Raw genomic sequence first — 19,664 nt, forward strand, 5'->3', positions numbered from 1 at the left:
GCCCCGCCGCGCGGCCGGGAGCCGCGGGCGGGGCTGCACGAGCGGTCAGTTGGCGAAGACCGTGACGCCGTCCTCGGTGGCGTGCTTCGGCTCCAGTTCCTCGGCCTCGTGTGTCAGCGCCGAGCGCCGGACCCAGACGACGAGAGCGCCGACGACCGCGGCGGCGGCGGCGACCACGAACGGGATGTGGATGTTGCTCCACTCCTCGATCTTCGGGGCCAGGTAGGGCGCGGCGGCGGCCGCGAACCAGCGGACGAAGTTGTAGCCCGCGCTGGCCACCGGGCGCGGCGCGTCCGATACGCCGAGCGCCAGTTCCGTGTAGACGGTGTTGTTCATGCCGATGAAGGCGCCCGAGACGATGGTGCAGACGATCGCCGTCGTGTGGTTGCCGTACCCGAGGATCACCAGGTCCGCAGCGAGCAGCACCAGCGAGCCGCCGACCACTTTGAGCGAGCCGAAGCGCTTCTGCAGTCGCGGCGCGACGAGCACCGAGAAGACCGCCAGCAGCAGACCCCAGGCGAAGAAGACCGCGCCGGACTTGTACGGGGTCATGTTCAGCACGAACGGAGTGAACGCCAGGATCGTGAAGAAGGCGTAGTTGTAGAAGAAGGCCGAGGTCGCCACGGAGGCGAGTCCGCGGTGGCCGAGTGCCTTGAGCGGGTCGAGCAGGGACGTCTTCCGCGCAGGCCTGGGCTGTTCCTTGAGGAACGCGGTGATGCAGACGAAGCCGATCGCCATCAGCGCGGCCGTGCCGAAGAACGGGTAGCGCCAGCTGGCGTCACCGAGCAGCGCCCCGAGCAGCGGCCCGCAGGCCATGCCCAGGCCGAGCGCCGATTCGTACAGCAGGATCGCCGCCGAGCTGCCGCCGGCCGCGGCGCCCACGATCACGGCGAGTGCCGTCGAGACGAAGAGGGCGTTGCCCAGGCCCCAGCCGGCCCGGAAGCCGACGAGTTCCGCGACGGAGGACGAGGTGCCGGAGAGGGCGGCGAAGACCACGACGAGGGCGAGGCCGGCCAGCAGCGTCTTGCGCCCGCCGATGCGGCTGGAGACGAAGCCGGTGACGAGCATCGCGACGGCCGTGATCAGGAAGTACGAGGTGAACAGCAGGGACACCTGGCTCGGTGTCGCCTCCAGCCCCTTCGCGATGGACGGAAGAATCGGGTCCACGAGGCCGATTCCCATGAACGCGACGACGGAAGCGCCCGCTGTGGCCCAGACGGCCTTCGGCTGGCGCAGGATGCTCGCGGTTCCTTGTTCGAAAGGATCCTCTCCCTGCATGGGACTTCTCGCTCTCCACTGGATCGGTGTGTTGTGCACAGAATAAGTTAGAGTGCCTAATAAATGCAAACTACATCTAAATGTGCTGGTGAGGGCCACGCTGCGGAAGGGTGATCGTCCTTGACGCAGCGGCGGCCGGGGAGGACCGTTGGTCGCTATGAGGGGCGAACCCAGTTGCCCGAAGTGCGGAGGCCGGGTCAAGGCGCCCGGTTTCTTCGACGACACCTGGCAGTGCGACGCTCACGGCAGCGTGCACCCGATGCAGCCGGTCATCCCGCCCAGCGTCGAAGGACTTGGGGTGGTGGTCCACCGCGCCCAGGTGCCCGTGTGGATGCCCTGGCCGCTGCCCGTCGGCTGGCTGTTCACCGGCGTCGCGGCCGCGGGGGACGACCGCAGCGGTGGCCGGGCCACCGCCGTCGCCTGCTCCGGACCGGGGCCCCTCGGCGGAATCGGTGAGCTGCTGCTCGTCGCCGAGGAACTCGGCGTCGGGCTGGGGGCGCGGTACGCGGGCATCGACGGCCCGGACCCGGGCCCGCTGCTGCGGGTCGACGGACCGCCGGACGTCAAGGTGCTCGCCGCCGGCCGGCCGACCCCGCTCTGGCACGTGAAGGACGCCCCCGCCGACCGGGCCGTCTTCGCCGGTGAGGCGCGCGGGCTCTGGCTCTGGGCGATCGTCTGGCCCGAGCAGTCGGGGCTCCTGATGTACGACGAGCTGGTGCTGACCGATCTGCGCGACGCCGGGGGAGAGGTCGACCTGGTGCCCTGCGGCGCCCTCACGCCCCGCCTGCTGACGGGGCCCTGAGCGGGCCGGACCGAGCCCGTTCGCCGGTTATCCTTGAGCGTCCCCCACCCGGCCGCGAGCATCTGGAGTACGTGTCGTGCGCATCGACCTGCACACCCACTCCACCGCGTCGGACGGTACGGACACCCCCGCCGAGCTGGTGCGCAACGCAGCCGCCGCAGGGCTCGATGTCGTCGCCCTCACCGACCACGACACCGTCCGCGGTCACGCCGCGGCGACGGCCGCGCTCCCCGAGGGCCTCACACTGGTCACCGGCGCCGAGCTCTCCTGCCGCATCGACGGCGTGGGGCTGCACATGCTGGCGTACCTCTTCGATCCCGACGAGCCCGAACTGGCGCGCGAGCGCGAGCTGGTGCGCGACGACCGGGTGCCGCGCGCGCGGACCATGGTGCGCAAGCTCCGGGAGCTGGGCGTCCCGGTCGAGTGGGAACAGGTCGCACGGATCGCCGGTGACGGTTCCGTCGGACGGCCGCACATCGCCACCGCGCTGGTCGAACTCGGTGTCGTCGCGACCGTCTCCGACGCCTTCACGCCCGAGTGGCTCGCCGACGGTGGGCGCGCGCACGCCGAGAAGCACGAACTCGACCCCTTCGACGCGATCCGGCTGGTCAAGGCCGCCGGGGGCGTCACCGTCCTCGCCCACCCGGCCGCCCTCAAGCGCGGCGAGACGGTCCCCGAGTCGTCGGTCGCGAAGCTCGCCGCCGCGGGACTCGACGGCATCGAGGTCGACCACATGGACCACGACGAGCCCACCAGGGCCCGGCTGCGCGGACTCGCCCGCGAGCTCGGCCTGCTCACGACCGGGTCCAGCGACTACCACGGCAGCCGCAAGACCGTGGCGCTCGGCGAGTACACCACCGACCCGGAGATCTACGGCGAGATCACCCGGCGCGCCACGGGAGCCTTCCCGGTGCCGGGGGCCGGCGGACCCGCCCTCTCGTAACGGCCCACACGCCGCCCCTCCATCCACGCTCACGTCCGCGCCGCCGCGCGCCCCCGTGACGCCGCTCGTCCCCGCCCTGCGCCCCGCAGCGGCAGGACCGCGGCGCGCGCTCCTCCCCGCCGCATGTCCGCTCTCTCCTCGCAAGGCTCACTGTGTTCGACGTCGCTGTCTTCGGATCCCTTTTTCTCACCCTTTTTGTGATTATGGATCCGCCCGGAATCACCCCGATCTTCCTCGCCCTCACCGCGGGCCGCCCCGCTCGGATGCAGCGCAGGATGGCACTGCAGGCGGTCGCCGTCGCCTTCGGCGTGATCGCCGTCTTCGGGCTGCTCGGCCAGCAGATCCTGGACTACCTGCATGTCTCCGTCCCCGCGCTGATGATCGCGGGCGGACTGCTCCTGCTGCTGATCGCGCTCGACCTGCTGACCGGCAAGACCGACGAGCCCACGCAGACCAAGGACGTCAACGTGGCGCTCGTCCCCCTCGGCATGCCGCTGCTCGCCGGTCCCGGAGCGATCGTCTCGGTGATCCTCGCGGTGCAGCACGCCGACTCCGTCGGCAGCCAGATCTCGGTGTGGACGGCCATCATCGCCATGCACGTCGTGCTCTGGCTGACCATGCGCTACTCGCTGCTGATCATCCGGGTCATCAAGGACGGCGGCGTCGTGCTGGTCACCAGGCTCGCCGGCATGATGCTCTCCGCCATCGCCGTCCAGCAGATCATCAACGGCGTCACCCAGGTCATCCAGAACGCCTGACCCGGCCCCGGACACCACAGCGCCCCCGTACGGATCTTCCGTACGGGGGCGCTTCGCGTCTTTATACGTCGGCGTCTTTTTTACGTCGGCAATGCGTTACGAAGCCGAGGTGTCGGCCGGGCGGATGTAGATGCGCTGGCCGATAGCTGCGGCCTGCTGCACGATCCGGTTGACGGAGGCGGCGTCCACGACGGTGCTGTCCACGGCGGTACCGTCGACATCGTCGAGTCGCATGATCTCGAAGCGCATATGGCTTCCCTTCGTCTGATCCTCCTGCTGGAGAACTACTGGGAGGACGGGTGGCCCGTCCGCAAGGATGAGGAGCGCAGGCATCTCTGTCTCGCGCCCCACGGGGTGTACAACGACTTGCTCCCTGCAATCATTCCCTACGCTAAGGAAATTTTTTGGATGTCTAAGTACCAGCAGGTAACCGAGCATGCGTGGACGACGGTTTCCGCGACGAGGCCCGTATGAGCGAGGCAGAGATCGGCGAGCGGCTGGACCGCACCAACGAACTGCTCCAGCGCGTGCTCGCCGAGGTGTCGAAGACCCCGTCGACCCACGCGATCTTCGTGGACGCGGGCTATGTGTACGCCGCGGCCGGGCTGCTCGTCACCGGTACCGAGGACCGGCGCTCCTTCGACCTCGACTCCGAAGGGCTGATCGAGGCCTTCATCGACAAGGCCCGCACCATCTTCGCGGACAGCAGGCTGCTGCGCGTGTACTGGTACGACGGCGCCAGGCGCCGGACCCACACCGTCGAGCAGCAGTCCATCGCCGAACTCCCCGACGTCAAGGTCAGGCTGGGCAACCTCAACGCCAACAACCAGCAGAAGGGCGTCGACTCACTCATCCGCACCGACCTCGAATCCCTCGCCCGCCACCGCGCCATCAGCGACGCCGCGCTGGTCGGCGGCGACGAGGACCTGGTGTCGGCCGTCGAGGCCGCGCAGGGGTACGGAGCCCGGGTCCACCTGTGGGGCATCGAGGCCGGGGAAGGGCGCAACCAGGCCGAACCGCTGCTCTGGGAGGTCGACAGCCAGCGCACCTTCGACCTCGACTTCTGTCGCCCGTACGTCACCAGACGCCCCGTCACCACGTACGAGGAGGACACCCCCGCGCCCTCGCGCGAGGACGTCCGCTTCGTCGGCGCGCAGATCGCCGCCACCTGGCTCTCCGCCCGTGGCCGAGAGTCCCTGGCCGACCTGCTGCCCGGGCACCCGTATCTGCCGGGCTCCGTCGACCAGGACCTGCTGGTCGAGGCCGAGCGACTGCTCCAGCACTCGCTGCGCGGCCACGCCCATCTGCGCCGGGCGCTGCGTGACGGCTTCTGGCAGCACCTCCAGGCGCAGTACTGACGCCTGCCGCCCCGGAGTGCCGCCCGTCGTCCCGCAGCCGCCTACAGGCTGTCCCAGAAGGCGACGAGCGCGGCCGCCGTCGGCCCCGGCCGGTCCGTGTTGGGGGAGTGCTCGGCGCCCTCGACCCGGGTCCGGCGCGCACCGAGGCGTACCGCCATCTCGTCGAGCAGGGGCACCGGCCAGACGTCGTCGCGCTCACCGGAGATCACATGGACCGGCAGTCCCGCGGCGGCGAGCTCGGCCACCCGGTCCGGTTCCGCGGCCAGTTGGCGGCCGGTGGCGATCAGCTGCGCGGGGCGGTGGCGCAGCCAGCGCCGTCGCAGTTCCTCGCCGTCCGTCTCCGCCTCGGCCGGCGGGTCGAAGGCGCGCATGGCGGCCCAGACGTCGTCCATGCTCATCGTGGCGAGCGCGTCACCGAGGATCTTCAGCTTGACCTGCTGGGCCTCGACGACCTCGGCGGGCCCGGAGGACATCAGGGTGAGCGAACGGAACGGTGCGGGGTCCAGGAGCACGGCGGCGCGCGCGATCTGCCCGCCGAGTGAGTGGCCGAGCAGGTCGACCGCGCCGGCGCCGAGGCCGAGTGCGGCCGTCTGCGCCAGCACGTCACGGGCCAACTCGCCCTGGGCGTAAGCCTCCTGGCGGTCAGTCCCGTCGCTTTCGTACTGCCCGCGCCCGTCGACCGTGACGGCGCGGTAGCCGGCGTCGGCGAGCGGTTGCAGCAGAGCGATGAAGTCCTCCTTGCTGCCGGTGTAACCGGGCAGCAGGAGGACGGTGCCCCGCGGTTGCGTACGCGGCACCGCGTCCAGCACGGCGAAGTCCCCGCGCTCGGTGTGCAGCGCGCGGGGGCGGGCGCAGGGGGGCGGGGTGAAGGTGGGTGGCCTGCTCATGGCACGAGATTACGACCCCGCCCGGCTGGACGAGTCCGCCCGGCTGGACGGCCACGCCCCGCTGGACGACCTTGCCCGCTGGACGAGGCCGCCGCGCCGTGGAACGCCGGACGGGCCCGAGGAAGAATCCTCGGGCCCGTCCGGCAGTCGTCACACGTGGTGCGCTCAGCCCTCGGACTTCGCGGCAGCGGCGCGCGGGGCCCGGCGACGGCGCGGCTTGGCCTCGCCCTCGGCGGCCGGCGTCTGAGCCACGGCCTCCGTCTTCGGCTTCGCGGCCGCACGGGGGCGACGGCGCGTCCTGGAGTCCGGCTCGGGCTCGGCGATGGGCGCGATCTGGAAGTCGACCTCGTCCTCGGCGGGCTTGATCACCCGGGCGCGGCGGCGCGGCTTGGTGACCGTCGCCTCGGCGGCGGGCTCGGCCACGGGAGCGGTCTGGAAGTCGACCTCCTCCGTCACCGGCTTGGCGACCCGGGCGCGGCGACGACGCGGCTTCGTCTCGGCCAGGGTCTCGGTGTCGGGCTCGGCGTCGACGACGACCTCGACCTCGGCCTTGGCGGCCTTGGTCCTGGTCCGCTTCTTCGGCTCGGGCTCGGCCACGGGCTCGGTGTCGATGACCACGGCCGGAGCCTCGGCCACGGCCACCGCAGCCTCGGCGGCGATCTCCGTGGCGCCGGCGCGGCCGCGCCGACGGCGGCGCGGGGTGCGCGTCTCGGCCGGGCCGTCGGTGACCTCGGGGGCCTCGACGATCTCCGTGGCCGGTGCGGGCACCGTCACGGCGCCCTCCTCCGCGCTGGAACCGCCCCGGGTGCGACGACGCTGACGCGGCGTGCGCGGGGGACGCTCCTCGCGGACCGCGGGGGCCGCCGCGGGGGCGGACTTGCGGCCGCGGCCGCCCGTCTCGCCGAGGTCCTCGACCTCCTCGGCCCGCAGACCCGCACGGGTCCGTTCGGTGCGCGGCAGGACACCCTTGGTGCCGGCCGGGATGTCGAGCTCCTCGTACAGGTGCGGGGACGTGGAGTACGTCTCCGGCGGGTCCGGGAACTTCAGGTCCAGGGCCTTGTTGATCAGCTGCCAGCGCGGGATGTCGTCCCAGTCGACCAGCGTGATCGCGATGCCCTTGGCACCCGCACGGCCGGTGCGGCCGATCCGGTGCAGATAGGTCTTCTCGTCCTCGGGCGACTGGTAGTTGATGACGTGGGTGACACCCTCGACATCGATACCGCGGGCCGCGACGTCGGTACAGACGAGCACGTCGACCTTGCCGTTGCGGAAGGCGCGCAGCGCCTGCTCACGGGCGCCCTGGCCGAGGTCGCCGTGGACGGCGCCGGAGGCGAAACCGCGCTTCTCCAGCTGCTCGGCGATGTCGGCCGCGGTGCGCTTGGTGCGGCAGAAGATCATCGCGAGTCCGCGGCCGTTGGCCTGCAGGATGCGCGAGACCATCTCGGGCTTGTCCATGTTGTGCGCGCGGTAGACGTACTGCGCGGTGTTCTTGACGGTCGTGCCCTCGTCGTCGGGCGACGTGGCGTTGATGTGCGTCGGCTGCGACATGTAGCGGCGCGCGAGGCTGATGACGGCGCCCGGCATGGTCGCCGAGAACAGCATCGTCTGGCGCTTCGCCGGCAGCATCGTGATGATGCGCTCGACGTCGGGCAGGAAGCCCAGGTCGAGCATCTCGTCGGCCTCGTCGAGGACGAGCGAGCGGATCTGCGACAGGTCGAGCTTGCGCTGGCCCGCCAGGTCGAGCAGCCGGCCCGGGGTGCCGACGATCACGTCGACGCCCTTCTTGAGGGCCTCGACCTGGGGCTCGTACGCCCGGCCGCCGTAGATGGCGAGAACGCGGACGTTACGCACCTTGCCGGCGGTCTGCAGGTCGTTGGTGACCTGCTGGCAGAGCTCGCGGGTGGGGACGACGATCAGCGCCTGCGGGGCGTCGGTCAGCTTCTCGGGCTGTGCCCGGCCGGCCTCCACGTCCGCGAGGACGGTGACGCGCTCCAGCAGCGGGAGGCCGAAACCGAGCGTCTTGCCGGTGCCGGTCTTGGCCTGCCCGATGACATCGGAGCCGGAGAGCGCTACGGGGAGCGTCATCTCCTGGATGGGGAAGGGGGACGTGATGCCGACAGCCTCAAGGGCTTCGGCCGTCTCGGAAAGGATCCCGAGGTCTCGGAACGTAGTCAGGGTGCTGCCTCTTCTGTGAAACGCGGTCCGAGGCGAACGAAGGGGGTCGTACCGTGCCGGGGTTGGTCATCCGGCCGTGGATGGGCCGGGTGGCGCGGGACCACTGCCGTCGCTCGAGCGCTCGTGCCGCTGAGGGGGCCCCTCATCTGCGGTCGTACGTGTCGTACGCCCCGCGTGGAGGGCTGTCGGGTCGGAGCCGATCGGGCCACCGACCGGGCATCCTCATTCAATTTCGCGCAACGAGCAGTTGCAAAATGCTCAGTAAGCGCAATACCACTGTACCCCGGATTCGCGCATCTGTGTTGGGCGAATTCATCGGAACGGTGTGACGTCAGTCGGCGGCCGGGCCCTTCCACCCCTCGGCGGGCGGGCTATTCTGCGGTTCATGGAGACGCCTGACAACGCCACTGAAGCCCCCGCATCCACCAGAATCGCAGACCAGGACTGGGCCACGGCATCCGCCGAGCCGCAGTACCGGGCCGCCGTCGTCGACCTGCTGGGAGCACTCGCCTACGGGGAACTGGCGGCCTTCGAGCGGCTCGCCGAGGACGCGAAACTCGCACCGACCCTGGCCGACAAGGCGGAGCTGGCGAAGATGGCGTCCGCGGAATTCCATCACTTCGAGCGGTTGACGGACCGGCTGACCGCGGTCGAGGTGGAGCCGACCGGCGCCATGGAGCCGTTCGCGAAGGCCCTCGACGACTTCCACCGCATGACCGCACCGTCGGACTGGCTGGAAGGCCTGGTCAAGGCCTACGTCGGCGACTCGATCGCCAGTGACTTCTACCGCGAGGTCGCGGCCCGGCTCGACTCGGACACCCGGTCCCTGGTCCTCGCCGTGCTCGACGACACGGGGCACGGCAACTTCGCGGTCGAGAAGGTGCGCGCCGCGATTGAGGCGGACCCGAGGCTCGGCGGACGGCTCGCGCTCTGGGCACGCCGTCTGATGGGCGAGGCGCTCTCGCAGGCGCAGCGGGTGGTGGCCGACCGCGACGCGCTGTCGACCATGCTGGTGGGCGGCGTGGCCGACGGATTCGACCTGGCCGAGGTCGGCCGGATGTTCTCCCGGATCACCGAGGCGCACACCAAGCGGATGGCCGCCCTGGGGCTGGCTGCTTAGGGCTCGACCGCGCGGCGCGTCAGGCCGCCGCTGACCGGCTGAGCCGGCGGCTGCGCGGCCTCAGCAGCAGGGACAGGGTCACCGCGGAGATCAGCACCGAGCCCACCAGCGTGGCCGCCGCGTGGCCCGATCCCAGCACCGAGTGGGTGAGGTAGGCGCCGAACAGCGCTCCCAGCGCACCGGTGCCGAGCACGGCGCGGCGGGACGGGAGCCGGGGCGACAGGGTGTGCAGGGCCGCCCAGGCGAGGGCGAGTCCCAGCACGACGGAGCCCAGGGTTTCCAAGATCACAGACGATCACCTCGCAGGTGGGAGGGCGGGCAAATCGGTCGTAGGCGGTACTACCCCCGGGCGACGGAGGGCAACCCTCCCGCGGACAGGCTTCGCTCAGCCGCCGCACAGGAATGACGCCCGCGCACCCCGCCGCCGGCAACTCCACTGCCGGCACTCCACCGCCCGCACCTCGCCGTCCGCACCTTGTGGCACGACGGAAAGCGGCCCGGCGGGGAGAATCCCCACCGGGCCGCTTCCACGGTCTCTGCGTCCGGGCGCCGCTACAGCGCGCCGAACCCCACCCGTCGCGTGCTGGGCTCGCCGATCTCCACGTAGGCGATCCGGTCGGCCGGCACCAGGACCTTGCGGCCCTTCTCGTCCGTGAGGCTGAGCAACTGCGCCTTGCCGGCGAGAGCCTCGGAAACCGCGCTCTCGACCTCTTCGGCGGAAAGCCCGCTCTCCAGAACGATCTCCCGGGGCGTGTGCTGCACCCCGATCTTGACCTCCACGGCTATGTCCCTCCGACGGTCAGTCCCTGCGCGGTGAACCGCGCCGTACGCAGCACACATTAGCCCGCTGAGGGGACCCGTCAGGGCTCCGCGGGCAACGCCCGCAGCGAACACGGGCGCCGCGGACCCCGCTCAGTGCTGATCGAGGCCGTGCAGCGGGAAGCCCGCGATGCCCCGCCAGGCCAGGGAGGTGAGGAGCTGCACCGCCGTGTCGCGCGGGATGGCGGACCGGCTGGAGAGCCAGTAGCGGGCGACCACCTGGGACACCCCGCCCAGCCCGACCGCGAGCAGCATGGACTCGTCCTTGGACAGCCCCGTGTCACCCGCGATCACGTCGGAGATCGCCTCGGCGCACTGGAGCGAGACCCGGTCGACCCGCTCGCGCACGGCGGGCTCGTTGGTCAGGTCCGACTCGAAGACCAGCCGGAAGGCCCCGCCCTCGTCCTCGACGTACGCGAAGTAGGCGTCCATCGTCGCGGCGACGCGCAGCTTGTTGTCGGTGGTCGACGCCAGCGCCGTGCGCACCGCGAGGAGGAGCGACTCGCAGTGCTGGTCGAGCAGGGCCAGATAGAGCTCCAGCTTGCCCGGGAAATGCTGGTAGAGCACCGGCTTGCTGACCCCGGCCCGCTCCGCGATGTCGTCCATCGCCGCGGAGTGGTAACCCTGCGCGACGAAGACCTCCTGCGCAGCCCCCAGAAGCTGATTGCGTCGGGCGCGGCGGGGCAAACGAGTGCCCCGCGGGCGCGCCGCCTCGGTCTGCTCGATGGCTGTCACGCCGCCTCCCAAAATTGTGATCGGACCCAGCAGTTCCGTGCACGCTGCGCCATACCGACATCGTACTTTTGGGTAACCCGGGTATGCGCGGCGCGGACGCAGAATTTCACGGACCGGACGACTGCGGTAGCCACAGTTTCCGCACCCCCTGCCACATAGCGGGGCGTATCAGCGGTAATCGTCCTCATCCTGTGGGACAATGCGGGCCTGTTCTGCCGCATCCGCCTCGTTCGCGCGGTCCCGGTCGACGTCCGTCAGCGGTTCGTCGTCCTCCGGACGCAGATCCGCGTGCTGCTCGGCGGCGTCCGCGTCGGGTGCCTCCTGGCTGGGATCGTCCGGCTGGACGTCCTCGAAGCTGTCCGGGTCACCGGGGTCTACCGTCATGGTGACTCCCTTCCTTGCTCCGAGCCTAGGAGCTACCCCCCGAAGCCGCCATGCGGTCTGTGACGGCGAACACATGAACCACCGTGTGATCGTCTCGTAACATTGCCGCATGTCTTCGACCGAGCTGCCGGGAGTCCGTGCCGCCGCCGCAGCGGTGGCCCCCACGGTGAGCGCCGTCAGGGTCGCGGAGGGGGAGAGACTCCGCTCCGTCACGCTGCCCGGGCTGACGCTGACCGTCCGTTCGAGGCCGCCCGAGCGGACCGGGCTGCCGCCCGCGCTCTTCGTGCACGGACTCGGCGGCTCCTCGCAGAACTGGACGGCGCTGATGCCGCTCCTCCAGGACGTGCTGGAGTGCGAGGCGGTCGACCTGCCCGGTTTCGGGGACTCCCCGCCGCCGGACGACGGGAACTACTCGGTCACCGGCCACGCCCGCGCGGTGATCCGCTTCCTCGACGCCGGGGGGCGCGGCCCCGTTCACCTGTTCGGCAACTCGCTGGGCGGCGCGGTGGCGACCCGCGTCGCGGCGGTCCGCCCCGACATGGTGCGCACCCTCACCCTGGTCTCACCCGCGCTTCCCGAGATCCGGGTGCAGCTGTCGGCCGCGCCGACCGCACTGCTCGCGGTTCCGGGAGTCGTGTCCCTGTTCGCCCGGATGACCCGGGACTGGAGCGCGGAAGAACGCACCCGCGGAGTCATGGCACTCTGTTACGGCGATCCGGCACGTGTCTCCGCCGATGGCCTCCGTGACGCGGTGGCCGAGATGGAGCGGCGGCTGGCGCTGCCGTACTTCTGGGACGCGATGGCGCGCTCGGCACGTGGCATCGTCGACGCGTACACACTGGGCGGGCAGCACGGGCTCTGGCGTCAGGCCGAGCGGGTGCTCGCACCGACCCAACTCGTGTACGGCGGACGGGACCGGCTTGTCTCGTACCGGATGGCACGCAGGGCGTCCGCGGCCTTCCGCGATGCGCGACTGCTGACACTGCCCGACGCCGGGCACGTGGCGATGATGGAGTACCCGGAGGCGGTCGCCCAGGCGTTCCGGGAACTGCTCGACGAATGCGGCGGGAGCTGATCCGGGGCGTGGGACGACACAGCCGAAAGGGCCCTGCGCCCAGGGCGCCCGAGACCGGGCCCTTCGAGGCGAACGCGGAAGCGGAGCGCGAGGGCGCCCGGCCCGCAGCGGGCAGCGGCCGGCGCAGGCGGCCGGGTGAAGCGGCTCCCGGCACCGATGGCCACACCCCGTTCCAGGGCGCGCCCCAGGTGCGCGGCGGCCATCCCGAACAGCGCGAACCGGGCGGCGGCTGGGGGACCGGCCCCGTCGGGCGGTACGGCGAACGGCCGGCCCCGCCGCACGGCGCGGCACCGGGACCGGGCCGCATCGGTAACCAGACCCAGGCACCCGGACGACCGCAGGGGCCGCAGGACGCACGGAACCAGCAGAACCATCAGGAGCCGCGCAACACGCAGGCGGGGGCCCCCGCCAGGCCGCTGATACCGGGACCGCGGCGCGAGTTCGTCGAAGCCTTCGACAGCCGGCCCGCCCCGCCCGCACCCCGCCGCCAGGCCATCACTCCTTCGGGCCCTTCCGAGTCGGCCGATCCATACCGCTCCGTCACCGAGTGGGACGAGCAGCCGCCGGAGACGGACGACCGCGCGGCGCCTCCCGCCGGAGGCGCCAAGGACGGCAAGGAGACCAAAGAGGCCAAGGGCGGCAAGGGCCGCACCTTCACCGGTATCGCCGCAGCCGCCGTGACGACCGTGCTCGCGGTGGTCGTGGCGGGCCAGGTCGCCCACGACAGCGGCAGCCGGTCCGGCGCCACGCAGGCCGCCGACGTGGACCGGGACGGCGAGGGCGATGCCTCCCGTTCGGACGTCCGGACGACACCCAGCCCCGAGGCGGCGGCGGTCAAGCCCCTTTCGTACGAGCAGAAAATGGCCAAGGCCTATCCGCTGGCACCGAAACTCGCCGGATCGGGGAAATTCCAGACGATCGCCGGCGCGGCGAAGGCGCCGGGCAAGGGGCATAAGTACCGCTACCGGATCGATGTCGAGTCCGGGCTCGGGCTCGACTCCGCGCTCTTCGCCCAGGCGGTCCAGAAAACCCTTAATGATGACCGCAGTTGGGCCCACGACGGCGATATGACCTTCGAACGGATTTCCACGGGGAAGCCGGATTTCGTCATCACGCTGGCCAGCCCGGGGACCACGGGCGAATGGTGCGAGAAGTCGGGGCTGGACACGACGGAGGACAACGTCTCCTGCGACTCCGCCGCCACCGAGCGCGTGATGATCAACGCCTACCGCTGGGCCCAGGGCTCGTCCACCTTCGGGCCGGACAAGCTCTTCGCCTACCGCCAGATGCTGATCAACCACGAGGTCGGTCACCGGCTGGGCCACAACCATGTGAGCTGTGACACGAAGGGCGCCCTCGCCCCGGTGATGCAGCAGCAGACCAAGTCGCTCGACATCGACGGCATCAAGTGCCGCCCCAACGCCTGGGTGTACCCGGAGGGTTGATCCCGGCGCCTTGCCTCCGGAGCGGTCGGGTGACCGCTCCGGCGGTCCCGCGGGGGTCGGCCCGGGTGGTCCCTTCCGAAATGCGTTGTCCGCATGGTGAGACCGTCGTCTCACATCGCGTTGACATCGTGCAGGCGGTCACCCATATTTCTCGGCATGTCACGCAGCCCCGTCACCACCGATCGCGCAGCCATCGAGCTGGCGCTCATCGGTGTGACCGGGCACAGTGTCGCCGACATCGACTGTTGCTGACGCCCGCCCGCGCGCACGTCGGCCCCCTGTCCGAGCCCTGATGGCCCGGACCGCACTTCCCCGACCGCCGCGCCCGGGCGTACTCCGTCCGCAGGCGCGGCAGTTCCAGTGTTCCGGTCACCTTCACCTGTCCTGACCGGTCGTGTGCACCCACCTCTCGTCGCCGCCTGCACGGAATCACCCTCTGTTTCCCTCATTCAGGCAGTACTCCGAGAGGTCATCTTCCGATGCGTCATCCGTCCGTCATATCGCGCCGCGTAGCAGCGGCCGCCGCAGTCCTCGCCGTGGCCGCGGGAGCCGCGGCCTGCGGCCCCGAGGACAGCAGCAAGGGCAGCGACGACACCTCCGGCGCGGCGGGCGCCCCCAAGAAGGGCGGCACGCTCACCGTCCTCAACAGCAAGCCGCAGGAGGACTTCGACCCCGCGCGGCTCTACACCTCCGGCGGCGGCAACGTCCCCTCCCTCGTCTTCCGCACCCTCACCACCCGCAACCGGGAGAACGGCGCCGCGGGCTCGAAGGTGGTCCCCGACCTGGCGACCGACCTGGGCAAGCCCAGCAAGAACGCCACGGTCTGGACGTACACGCTCAAGGACGGCCTCAAGTACGAGGACGGCAGCGCCATCACGAGCGCCGACATCAAGTACGGCATCGAGCGCTCCTTCGCGGCCGAGCTCTCCGGCGGCGCGCCGTACCTGCGTGACTGGCTGATCGGCGGGGCCGACTACCAGGGCCCGTACAAGGACAAGAAGGGCCTCGGCTCGATCGAGACGCCCGACGCGAAGACCATCGTCTTCCACCTGAACAAGCCCGAGGGCGAGTTCCCCTACCTGGCCACCCAGACCCAGACCACCCCGGTGCCGAAGGCCAAGGACACCGGTACGAAGTACGAGGAGCACCCGCTCTCCTCCGGCCCGTACAAGGTCGTCAAGAACGAGGGCGACGGCGAGCGCCTCACCCTGGAGCGCAACACGTACTGGTCGGCCGCGACCGACGAGGAGCGCAAGGCATACCCCGACAAGATCGATGTCCGCTCCGGGCTCGACTCCGCCGTCATCAACCAGCGGCTCTCCGCCTCCCAGGGCACCGACGCCGCGGCCGTCACCACCGACACCAACCTCGGCCCGGCCGAACTCGCCAAGGTCAGTGGCGACAAGAAGCTCGCCGCCCGCGTCGGCACCGGACACTTCGGCTACACGAACTACATCGCCTTCAACCCGAAGGTGAAGCCGTTCGACAACCCGAAGGTGCGCCAGGCCATTTCGTACGCCGTCGACCGCACGTCCGTGGTCAACGCGGCCGGTGGCTCCTCGCTCGCCGAGCCCGCCACCACCTTCCTGCCCGACCAGGAGTCCTTCGGCTACACGCCGTACGACGCCTTCCCGGCCGGCAAGAACGGCAACGCGGCCAAGGCCAAGGAACTGCTGAAGGAAGCCGGTTATCCCAAGGGCCTGACGGTCACCCTCACGCACAACAACGCCAAGAACTTCGAGACCAGCCCGGAGATCGCGACCGCGCTCCAGGAGGCGCTGAAGAAGGCCGGCATCACCGTCAAGCTCCGGGGCCTGGAGGACAACGCCTACTCGGACACGGTCTACAACGTGAAGACCGAGCCCGGAATCTTCCTCGGCGGCTGGGGTGCCGACTGGCCCTCCGGCGGTCCGTTCTTCGCCCCGATCTTCGACGGACGTCAGATCGTCAAGGCCGGGTACAACTTCAACTCCGCCCAGTTCGACGACCCCGCGGTCAACAAGGAGATCGACGGGATCAACAAGCTGACCGACCTGAGCGCCGCCGCCAAGCGCTGGGGCGCGCTCGACAAGAAGGTCGGTGAGCAGGCACTGACCGTGCCGCTGTTCCACCCCGTCTACAAGCGCCTGTACGGCGAGTCCGTCAAGAACGTCGTGATCAGCGACTGGACCGGCGTGCTCGACATCTCGCAGGTCGCGGTCAAGTAACCATGGCCGAAGCACTGCTGGTCAAGGAGGCGGGGGCTGTCGCGGCCCCCGCCTCCGGGGCCCATCCGTTCTGGCGCCGGCTGCGGACCAGGCGCTCCGCGCTCGTCGCGGCCGTCGTCGTCGCCCTGCTGGTCCTCCTCGCGCTCGCCGCACCCCTGCTGACGGGCATCGAGGGCCAGAACCCCACCACGTACCACCCCGGTCTCGTCGACTCCGCCACCGGCGGGGTCCCGCTCGGTTCCTTCGGCGGGATCAGCGCCGAGCACTGGCTCGGCGTCGAACCGCTCACCGGCCGCGACCTGTTCGCCCGCGTCGCGTACGGCGCCCGGGTCTCCCTCGGCGTCGCGCTCGGAGCGACCCTGCTCCAGGTGGCCATCGGTGGCGTCATCGGCCTCTCGGCCGGTCTCGGCAACCGCTTCGTCGACCAGGCGCTCAGCCGGCTCACCGATGTCGTGGTCGCACTGCCGGTCATGGTGACCGCGCTCGGCGCGCTCGCCGTCGTCCCGGCGGGCTTCCCCCGCCCCGTGCTGATCGCCGTGATCGTCGGCCTGGTCGGCTGGTCCGGCATCTCGAAGATCGTGCGCGCGCAGACCCTGTCCCTCAAGTCGCGCGACCACGTCGCGGCCGCCCGGCTCAGCGGCTGGGGCTCCTGGCAGATCGCCCGCCGCGAACTGCTCCCCGCGCTGGCCGCACCCGTCATCACGTACGCCGTCCTGCTCTTCCCCGCCAACATCGTCGTCGAGGCGGCCCTGTCCTTCCTCGGCGTCGGCATCAAGCCGCCCACGCCGTCCTGGGGACAGATGCTCAGCGACGCCGACACCTGGTACCAGGCGGCACCCACGTACCTGCTGATCCCGGCCGGGCTGCTCTTCGTCACCGTGCTGGCGCTCACCGTCCTCGGCGAGGGCGTGCGCACCGCGCTCGACCCCCGCGCCGCCTCCCGGCTGCGGATCGGCACCGGGAGCAAGAAGGAGGCCGGAGCATGAGCGGGTTCCTGCTGCGCCGCCTCGGTGGGGCGCTCTTCGTCCTCCTCGCCCTCAGCGTCGTCGTCTACGCCGCCTTCTACGTCGCCCCCGGCAACGTCGCGCAGATCGCCTGCGGGCCGCGCTGCTCGCCCGTGCAGGTCGCCCAGGTCAGCGAGCAACTGCACCTCGGTGACCCGGTGTACGTGCAGTACGCGCACTTCCTCCAGAGCCTGGTCGCGGGCCGCGACTACTCCACCGGTACCGGTGTGGTGCACTGCCAGGCCCCGTGCCTGGGGCTCTCGTACCAGAGCGGTCAGCAGGTCACCCAGCTGATCGTCGCCAAGCTGCCCGCCACCGCCTCGCTCGCCGTCGGCGCCTTCGTGCTGTGGATGCTGCTCGGCGTCGGCACCGGACTGCTCTCGGTGTGGCGGCGCGGCCGCGTCACCGAACGCATCCTCACCGGGATCACCCTGGCCGGCATGGCCACGCCCGTCTTCGTGATCGGGCTGCTGCTGATCATCATCTGCGTCACGGCGCTCCAGATCCTGCCGTTCCCCGACTACGTCCCCCTCACCGAGAACCCGGAACAGTGGGCCTGGAACCTGCTGCTGCCCTGGATCTCGCTCGCGCTCATCTCGGCCGCCCCGTACGCCCGGATGACACGGGCCTCGATGCTGGAGACGCTCGCCGAGGACCATGTGCGCACCTTCAGGGCGTACGGCGTCAGCGAGCGGACGATCGTCGGACGGCATGCCCTGCGCGGCGCGCTCGCCCCGGTGATCGCGCTCGGCGCACTCGACGTCGGCTCGATGTTCGGCGGCGCCGTGCTCACCGAGTCCCTCTTCGGGATCCCCGGTGTCGGCCGCGAACTCGTCGAGGCCGTCAAGCAGGTGGACCTCCCGGTCGTCGTCGGACTGGTGCTCGTCACCGGCTTCTTCGTCGTCCTTGCCAATGCCGTCGCGGACATCCTCCAGGCGATGGCCGACCGACGGGTGGTGCTGTCATGAGTCTCGTCGAGGTCACCGATCTCTCGATCTCCTTCGGCGACGTGCACGCGGTGCGCGGACTGTCGTTCTCGCTGGAGGCCGGCGGCGCGCTCGGCGTCGTCGGTGAGTCAGGCTCCGGCAAGAGTGCCTCGGCGTACGCCCTGCTCGGACTGCACCGGGGGACCGGCGCCAAGGTCGGCGGCTCGGTCTCGGTCGCGGGCGTGGACGTCCAGGCCGCCGGTGCCGCCGAACTGCGCGGGCTGCGCGGGGCGAAGGCCGCGATGGTGTTCCAGGACCCGCTCTCCTCGCTTGACCCGTACTACGCGGTGGGCGACCAGATCGGCCAGGTGTACCGGGTCCACCACCGCGTCTCCCGGCGGGCGGCGCGCGCCCGGGCCGTGGACGTGCTGGACCGGGTCGGGATTCCGGACGCGGTACGCCGCTCCCGGTCCCGGCCGCACGAGTTCTCCGGCGGGATGCGCCAGCGCGCGCTGATCGCGATGGCGCTGGCCTGCGAGCCGGAACTGCTGATCGCCGACGAGCCGACGACCGCGCTCGACGTCACCGTGCAGGCCCAGATCCTCGACCTGCTGCACGATCTGCGCCGCGAGACGGGCATGGGACTGCTGCTCGTCACCCATGACGTGGGCGTGGCGGCGGAGTCGGTGGACGACGTGCTCGTCATGCGGTCGGGGGTCGCCGTGGAACGCGGACCGGTGGCCCAGGTGCTCGGCGCGCCCCGCGAGCCGTACACGAAGGCGCTGCTGGCAGCGGTGCCGCGGATCGAGCCCCAGGTGGCGTCGGCGGCGGAGCGGACCGTTGCCGAGGGTGAGGTGCTGGTCGAGGCCGAGGACGTACGCCAGGTGTTCGGCCGGGGGAAGTCCGCCCTGACCGCCGTCGACGGGGTCTCCCTCACGGTCCGCCGCGGCGAGACGCTCGGCATCGTCGGCGAGAGCGGCAGCGGCAAGACCACCCTCGGGCGGATGCTCGTCGGTCTGCTGGAGCCCACGTCCGGCCGGATCGACCGGGCGGCCCGGGTGCAGATGGTCTTCCAGGACCCGGTCTCCTCGCTCAACCCGCGCCGTTCCGTCGGTGAGTCGGTCGCCGATCCGCTGCGGGCGCGCGGGGAGCGCGACGAGAGCGTGATCAGGGCGCGCGTACGGGATCTGCTGCGGCGCGTCGGACTCGACCCCGAGCAGTACGACCGCTATCCGCACGAGTTCAGCGGTGGACAGCGCCAGCGGGTCGGCATCGCGCGGGCGCTGGCCGCCGAACCGGAGCTCATCGTCTGCGACGAGGCGGTCTCCGCCCTCGACGTGACGACCCAGGCCCAGGTGACCGCCCTGCTGGCGGAGCTCCAGCGGGAACTGGGGCTCGCCCTGGTCTTCATCGCCCACGACCTCGCCGTCGTACGGCAGGTCAGCGACCGGGTCGCCGTCATGCGAGGGGGCCGGATCGTCGAGGAGGGCCGGGTGGAGCAGGTGTACGCGGAGCCCCGCGATCCGTACACCAGACAGCTGCTGGCGGCCGTCCCCGCCCTCGATCCGGCGCTCGCGGCGGTGCGCCGCGCGGCCCGCAAGGAGCTGGCCGCAGCCTGACCGTGTGTGACGCACTGCTTCTATAGCGCGACAGAACGCTACTGGGGCGGGAAAGTTACGACGGTTCACCCCTTTCGGTGGTGCGACGGACAACCGTCCGTCGCATCACCGGCGTATCCGCTTACGGTC

Annotated in this window: 20 protein-coding genes; 12 read left to right on the forward strand and 8 right to left on the reverse strand. The window is 71.0% G+C overall.

The genetic code is table 11. The features are described 5' to 3' along the window. Positions 1 to 45: 45 nt before the first annotated feature. Complete coding sequence (locus tag ACIBJG_RS15305; RefSeq protein ID WP_399307983.1) at positions 46 to 1,278, reverse strand: MFS transporter; 1,233 nt, start codon at positions 1,276 to 1,278, stop codon at positions 46 to 48. A 157-nt stretch (positions 1,279 to 1,435) separates the two neighbouring features. Here ACIBJG_RS15305 and ACIBJG_RS15310 point away from each other — a divergent pair, with 157 nt between their 5' ends. The 3 genes from ACIBJG_RS15310 to ACIBJG_RS15320 all read left to right on the forward strand — a co-directional run bounded on the left by ACIBJG_RS15310 (position 1,436) and on the right by ACIBJG_RS15320 (position 3,781). After that, a complete protein-coding gene (locus ACIBJG_RS15310; protein ID WP_399307984.1) occupies positions 1,436 to 2,080 on the forward strand; it encodes a DUF6758 family protein in 645 nt (214 codons plus the stop codon). Between the two features lie 76 nt (positions 2,081 to 2,156). Further along, positions 2,157 to 3,023, forward strand: a complete 867-nt coding sequence (locus ACIBJG_RS15315) for a PHP domain-containing protein (RefSeq protein WP_399307985.1) — start codon at positions 2,157 to 2,159, stop codon at positions 3,021 to 3,023. Between the two features lie 152 nt (positions 3,024 to 3,175). Next, complete coding sequence (locus ACIBJG_RS15320) at positions 3,176 to 3,781, forward strand: MarC family protein (protein WP_399307986.1); 606 nt, start codon at positions 3,176 to 3,178, stop codon at positions 3,779 to 3,781. Between the two features lie 96 nt (positions 3,782 to 3,877). Here ACIBJG_RS15320 and ACIBJG_RS15325 read toward each other — a convergent pair whose 3' ends face one another. Beyond that, positions 3,878 to 4,030 (reverse strand): hypothetical protein, encoded by a 153-nt coding sequence (locus ACIBJG_RS15325; protein WP_167359504.1) that lies wholly within the window; start codon positions 4,028 to 4,030, stop codon positions 3,878 to 3,880. A gap of 221 nt (positions 4,031 to 4,251) precedes the next feature. Between ACIBJG_RS15325 and ACIBJG_RS15330 the strand changes: the two genes are divergently transcribed. Continuing rightward, the gene (locus ACIBJG_RS15330) at positions 4,252 to 5,139 is read left to right on the forward strand and encodes an NYN domain-containing protein (RefSeq protein WP_399307987.1); all 888 of its coding nucleotides are present in this window, start codon (positions 4,252 to 4,254) and stop codon (positions 5,137 to 5,139) included. A 41-nt stretch (positions 5,140 to 5,180) separates the two neighbouring features. On the opposite strand, the gene ACIBJG_RS15335 is transcribed toward ACIBJG_RS15330, so the two are convergent. Then, a complete protein-coding gene (locus tag ACIBJG_RS15335) occupies positions 5,181 to 6,026 on the reverse strand; it encodes an alpha/beta fold hydrolase (protein WP_399307988.1) in 846 nt (281 codons plus the stop codon). Positions 6,027 to 6,191: 165 nt separating this feature from the next. Continuing rightward, on the reverse strand, positions 6,192 to 8,111 hold the full coding sequence (locus tag ACIBJG_RS15340) for a DEAD/DEAH box helicase (protein ID WP_399307989.1): 1,920 nt from the start codon (positions 8,109 to 8,111) through the stop codon (positions 6,192 to 6,194). A 475-nt stretch (positions 8,112 to 8,586) separates the two neighbouring features. On the opposite strand from ACIBJG_RS15340, the gene ACIBJG_RS15345 reads away from it, so the two are divergent. Further along, entirely contained in the window at positions 8,587 to 9,321 is a 735-nt protein-coding gene (locus ACIBJG_RS15345) for a ferritin-like fold-containing protein (protein ID WP_399307990.1), read from the forward strand. 19 nt (positions 9,322 to 9,340) lie between these two features. On the opposite strand, the gene ACIBJG_RS15350 is transcribed toward ACIBJG_RS15345, so the two are convergent. The 4 genes from ACIBJG_RS15350 to ACIBJG_RS15365 all read right to left on the reverse strand — a co-directional run bounded on the left by ACIBJG_RS15350 (position 9,341) and on the right by ACIBJG_RS15365 (position 11,259). Continuing rightward, positions 9,341 to 9,610, reverse strand: coding sequence for a hypothetical protein (locus tag ACIBJG_RS15350; protein WP_399307991.1), 270 nt, complete (start codon positions 9,608 to 9,610; stop codon positions 9,341 to 9,343). 263 nt (positions 9,611 to 9,873) lie between these two features. Next, positions 9,874 to 10,101 (reverse strand): DUF3107 domain-containing protein, encoded by a 228-nt coding sequence (locus ACIBJG_RS15355; protein WP_024490505.1) that lies wholly within the window; start codon positions 10,099 to 10,101, stop codon positions 9,874 to 9,876. Positions 10,102 to 10,233: 132 nt separating this feature from the next. Then, positions 10,234 to 10,875, reverse strand: a complete 642-nt coding sequence (locus ACIBJG_RS15360) for a TetR/AcrR family transcriptional regulator (protein WP_136329491.1) — start codon at positions 10,873 to 10,875, stop codon at positions 10,234 to 10,236. Between the two features lie 168 nt (positions 10,876 to 11,043). Further along, positions 11,044 to 11,259, reverse strand: coding sequence for a hypothetical protein (locus ACIBJG_RS15365; RefSeq protein ID WP_399307992.1), 216 nt, complete (start codon positions 11,257 to 11,259; stop codon positions 11,044 to 11,046). A 109-nt stretch (positions 11,260 to 11,368) separates the two neighbouring features. Here ACIBJG_RS15365 and ACIBJG_RS15370 point away from each other — a divergent pair, with 109 nt between their 5' ends. From ACIBJG_RS15370 to ACIBJG_RS15400, 7 genes are all read left to right on the forward strand, one after another. Then, the gene (locus ACIBJG_RS15370; RefSeq protein ID WP_399307993.1) at positions 11,369 to 12,334 is read left to right on the forward strand and encodes an alpha/beta fold hydrolase; all 966 of its coding nucleotides are present in this window, start codon (positions 11,369 to 11,371) and stop codon (positions 12,332 to 12,334) included. Then, complete coding sequence (locus ACIBJG_RS15375) at positions 12,319 to 13,779, forward strand: DUF3152 domain-containing protein (RefSeq protein WP_399307994.1); 1,461 nt, start codon at positions 12,319 to 12,321, stop codon at positions 13,777 to 13,779. The genes ACIBJG_RS15370 and ACIBJG_RS15375 overlap by 16 nt, the downstream gene beginning before the upstream one ends. A gap of 156 nt (positions 13,780 to 13,935) precedes the next feature. Further along, the gene (locus ACIBJG_RS15380; protein WP_399307995.1) at positions 13,936 to 14,031 is read left to right on the forward strand and encodes an Ms4533A family Cys-rich leader peptide; all 96 of its coding nucleotides are present in this window, start codon (positions 13,936 to 13,938) and stop codon (positions 14,029 to 14,031) included. A 227-nt stretch (positions 14,032 to 14,258) separates the two neighbouring features. Then, positions 14,259 to 15,986 (forward strand): ABC transporter substrate-binding protein, encoded by a 1,728-nt coding sequence (locus tag ACIBJG_RS15385; protein WP_399307996.1) that lies wholly within the window; start codon positions 14,259 to 14,261, stop codon positions 15,984 to 15,986. Between the two features lie 2 nt (positions 15,987 to 15,988). Continuing rightward, on the forward strand, positions 15,989 to 16,972 hold the full coding sequence (locus ACIBJG_RS15390; protein ID WP_399307997.1) for an ABC transporter permease: 984 nt from the start codon (positions 15,989 to 15,991) through the stop codon (positions 16,970 to 16,972). Then, entirely contained in the window at positions 16,969 to 17,958 is a 990-nt protein-coding gene (locus ACIBJG_RS15395) for an ABC transporter permease (RefSeq protein WP_399307998.1), read from the forward strand. The genes ACIBJG_RS15390 and ACIBJG_RS15395 overlap by 4 nt, the downstream gene beginning before the upstream one ends. Beyond that, the gene (locus tag ACIBJG_RS15400; protein WP_399307999.1) at positions 17,955 to 19,535 is read left to right on the forward strand and encodes a dipeptide ABC transporter ATP-binding protein; all 1,581 of its coding nucleotides are present in this window, start codon (positions 17,955 to 17,957) and stop codon (positions 19,533 to 19,535) included. The genes ACIBJG_RS15395 and ACIBJG_RS15400 overlap by 4 nt, the downstream gene beginning before the upstream one ends. The last annotated feature ends 129 nt before the right edge of the window (positions 19,536 to 19,664 follow it).

The organism is Streptomyces sp. NPDC050422 (assembly GCF_044458665.1).
In the GTDB taxonomy this organism is placed as follows: domain Bacteria; phylum Actinomycetota; class Actinomycetes; order Streptomycetales; family Streptomycetaceae; genus Streptomyces.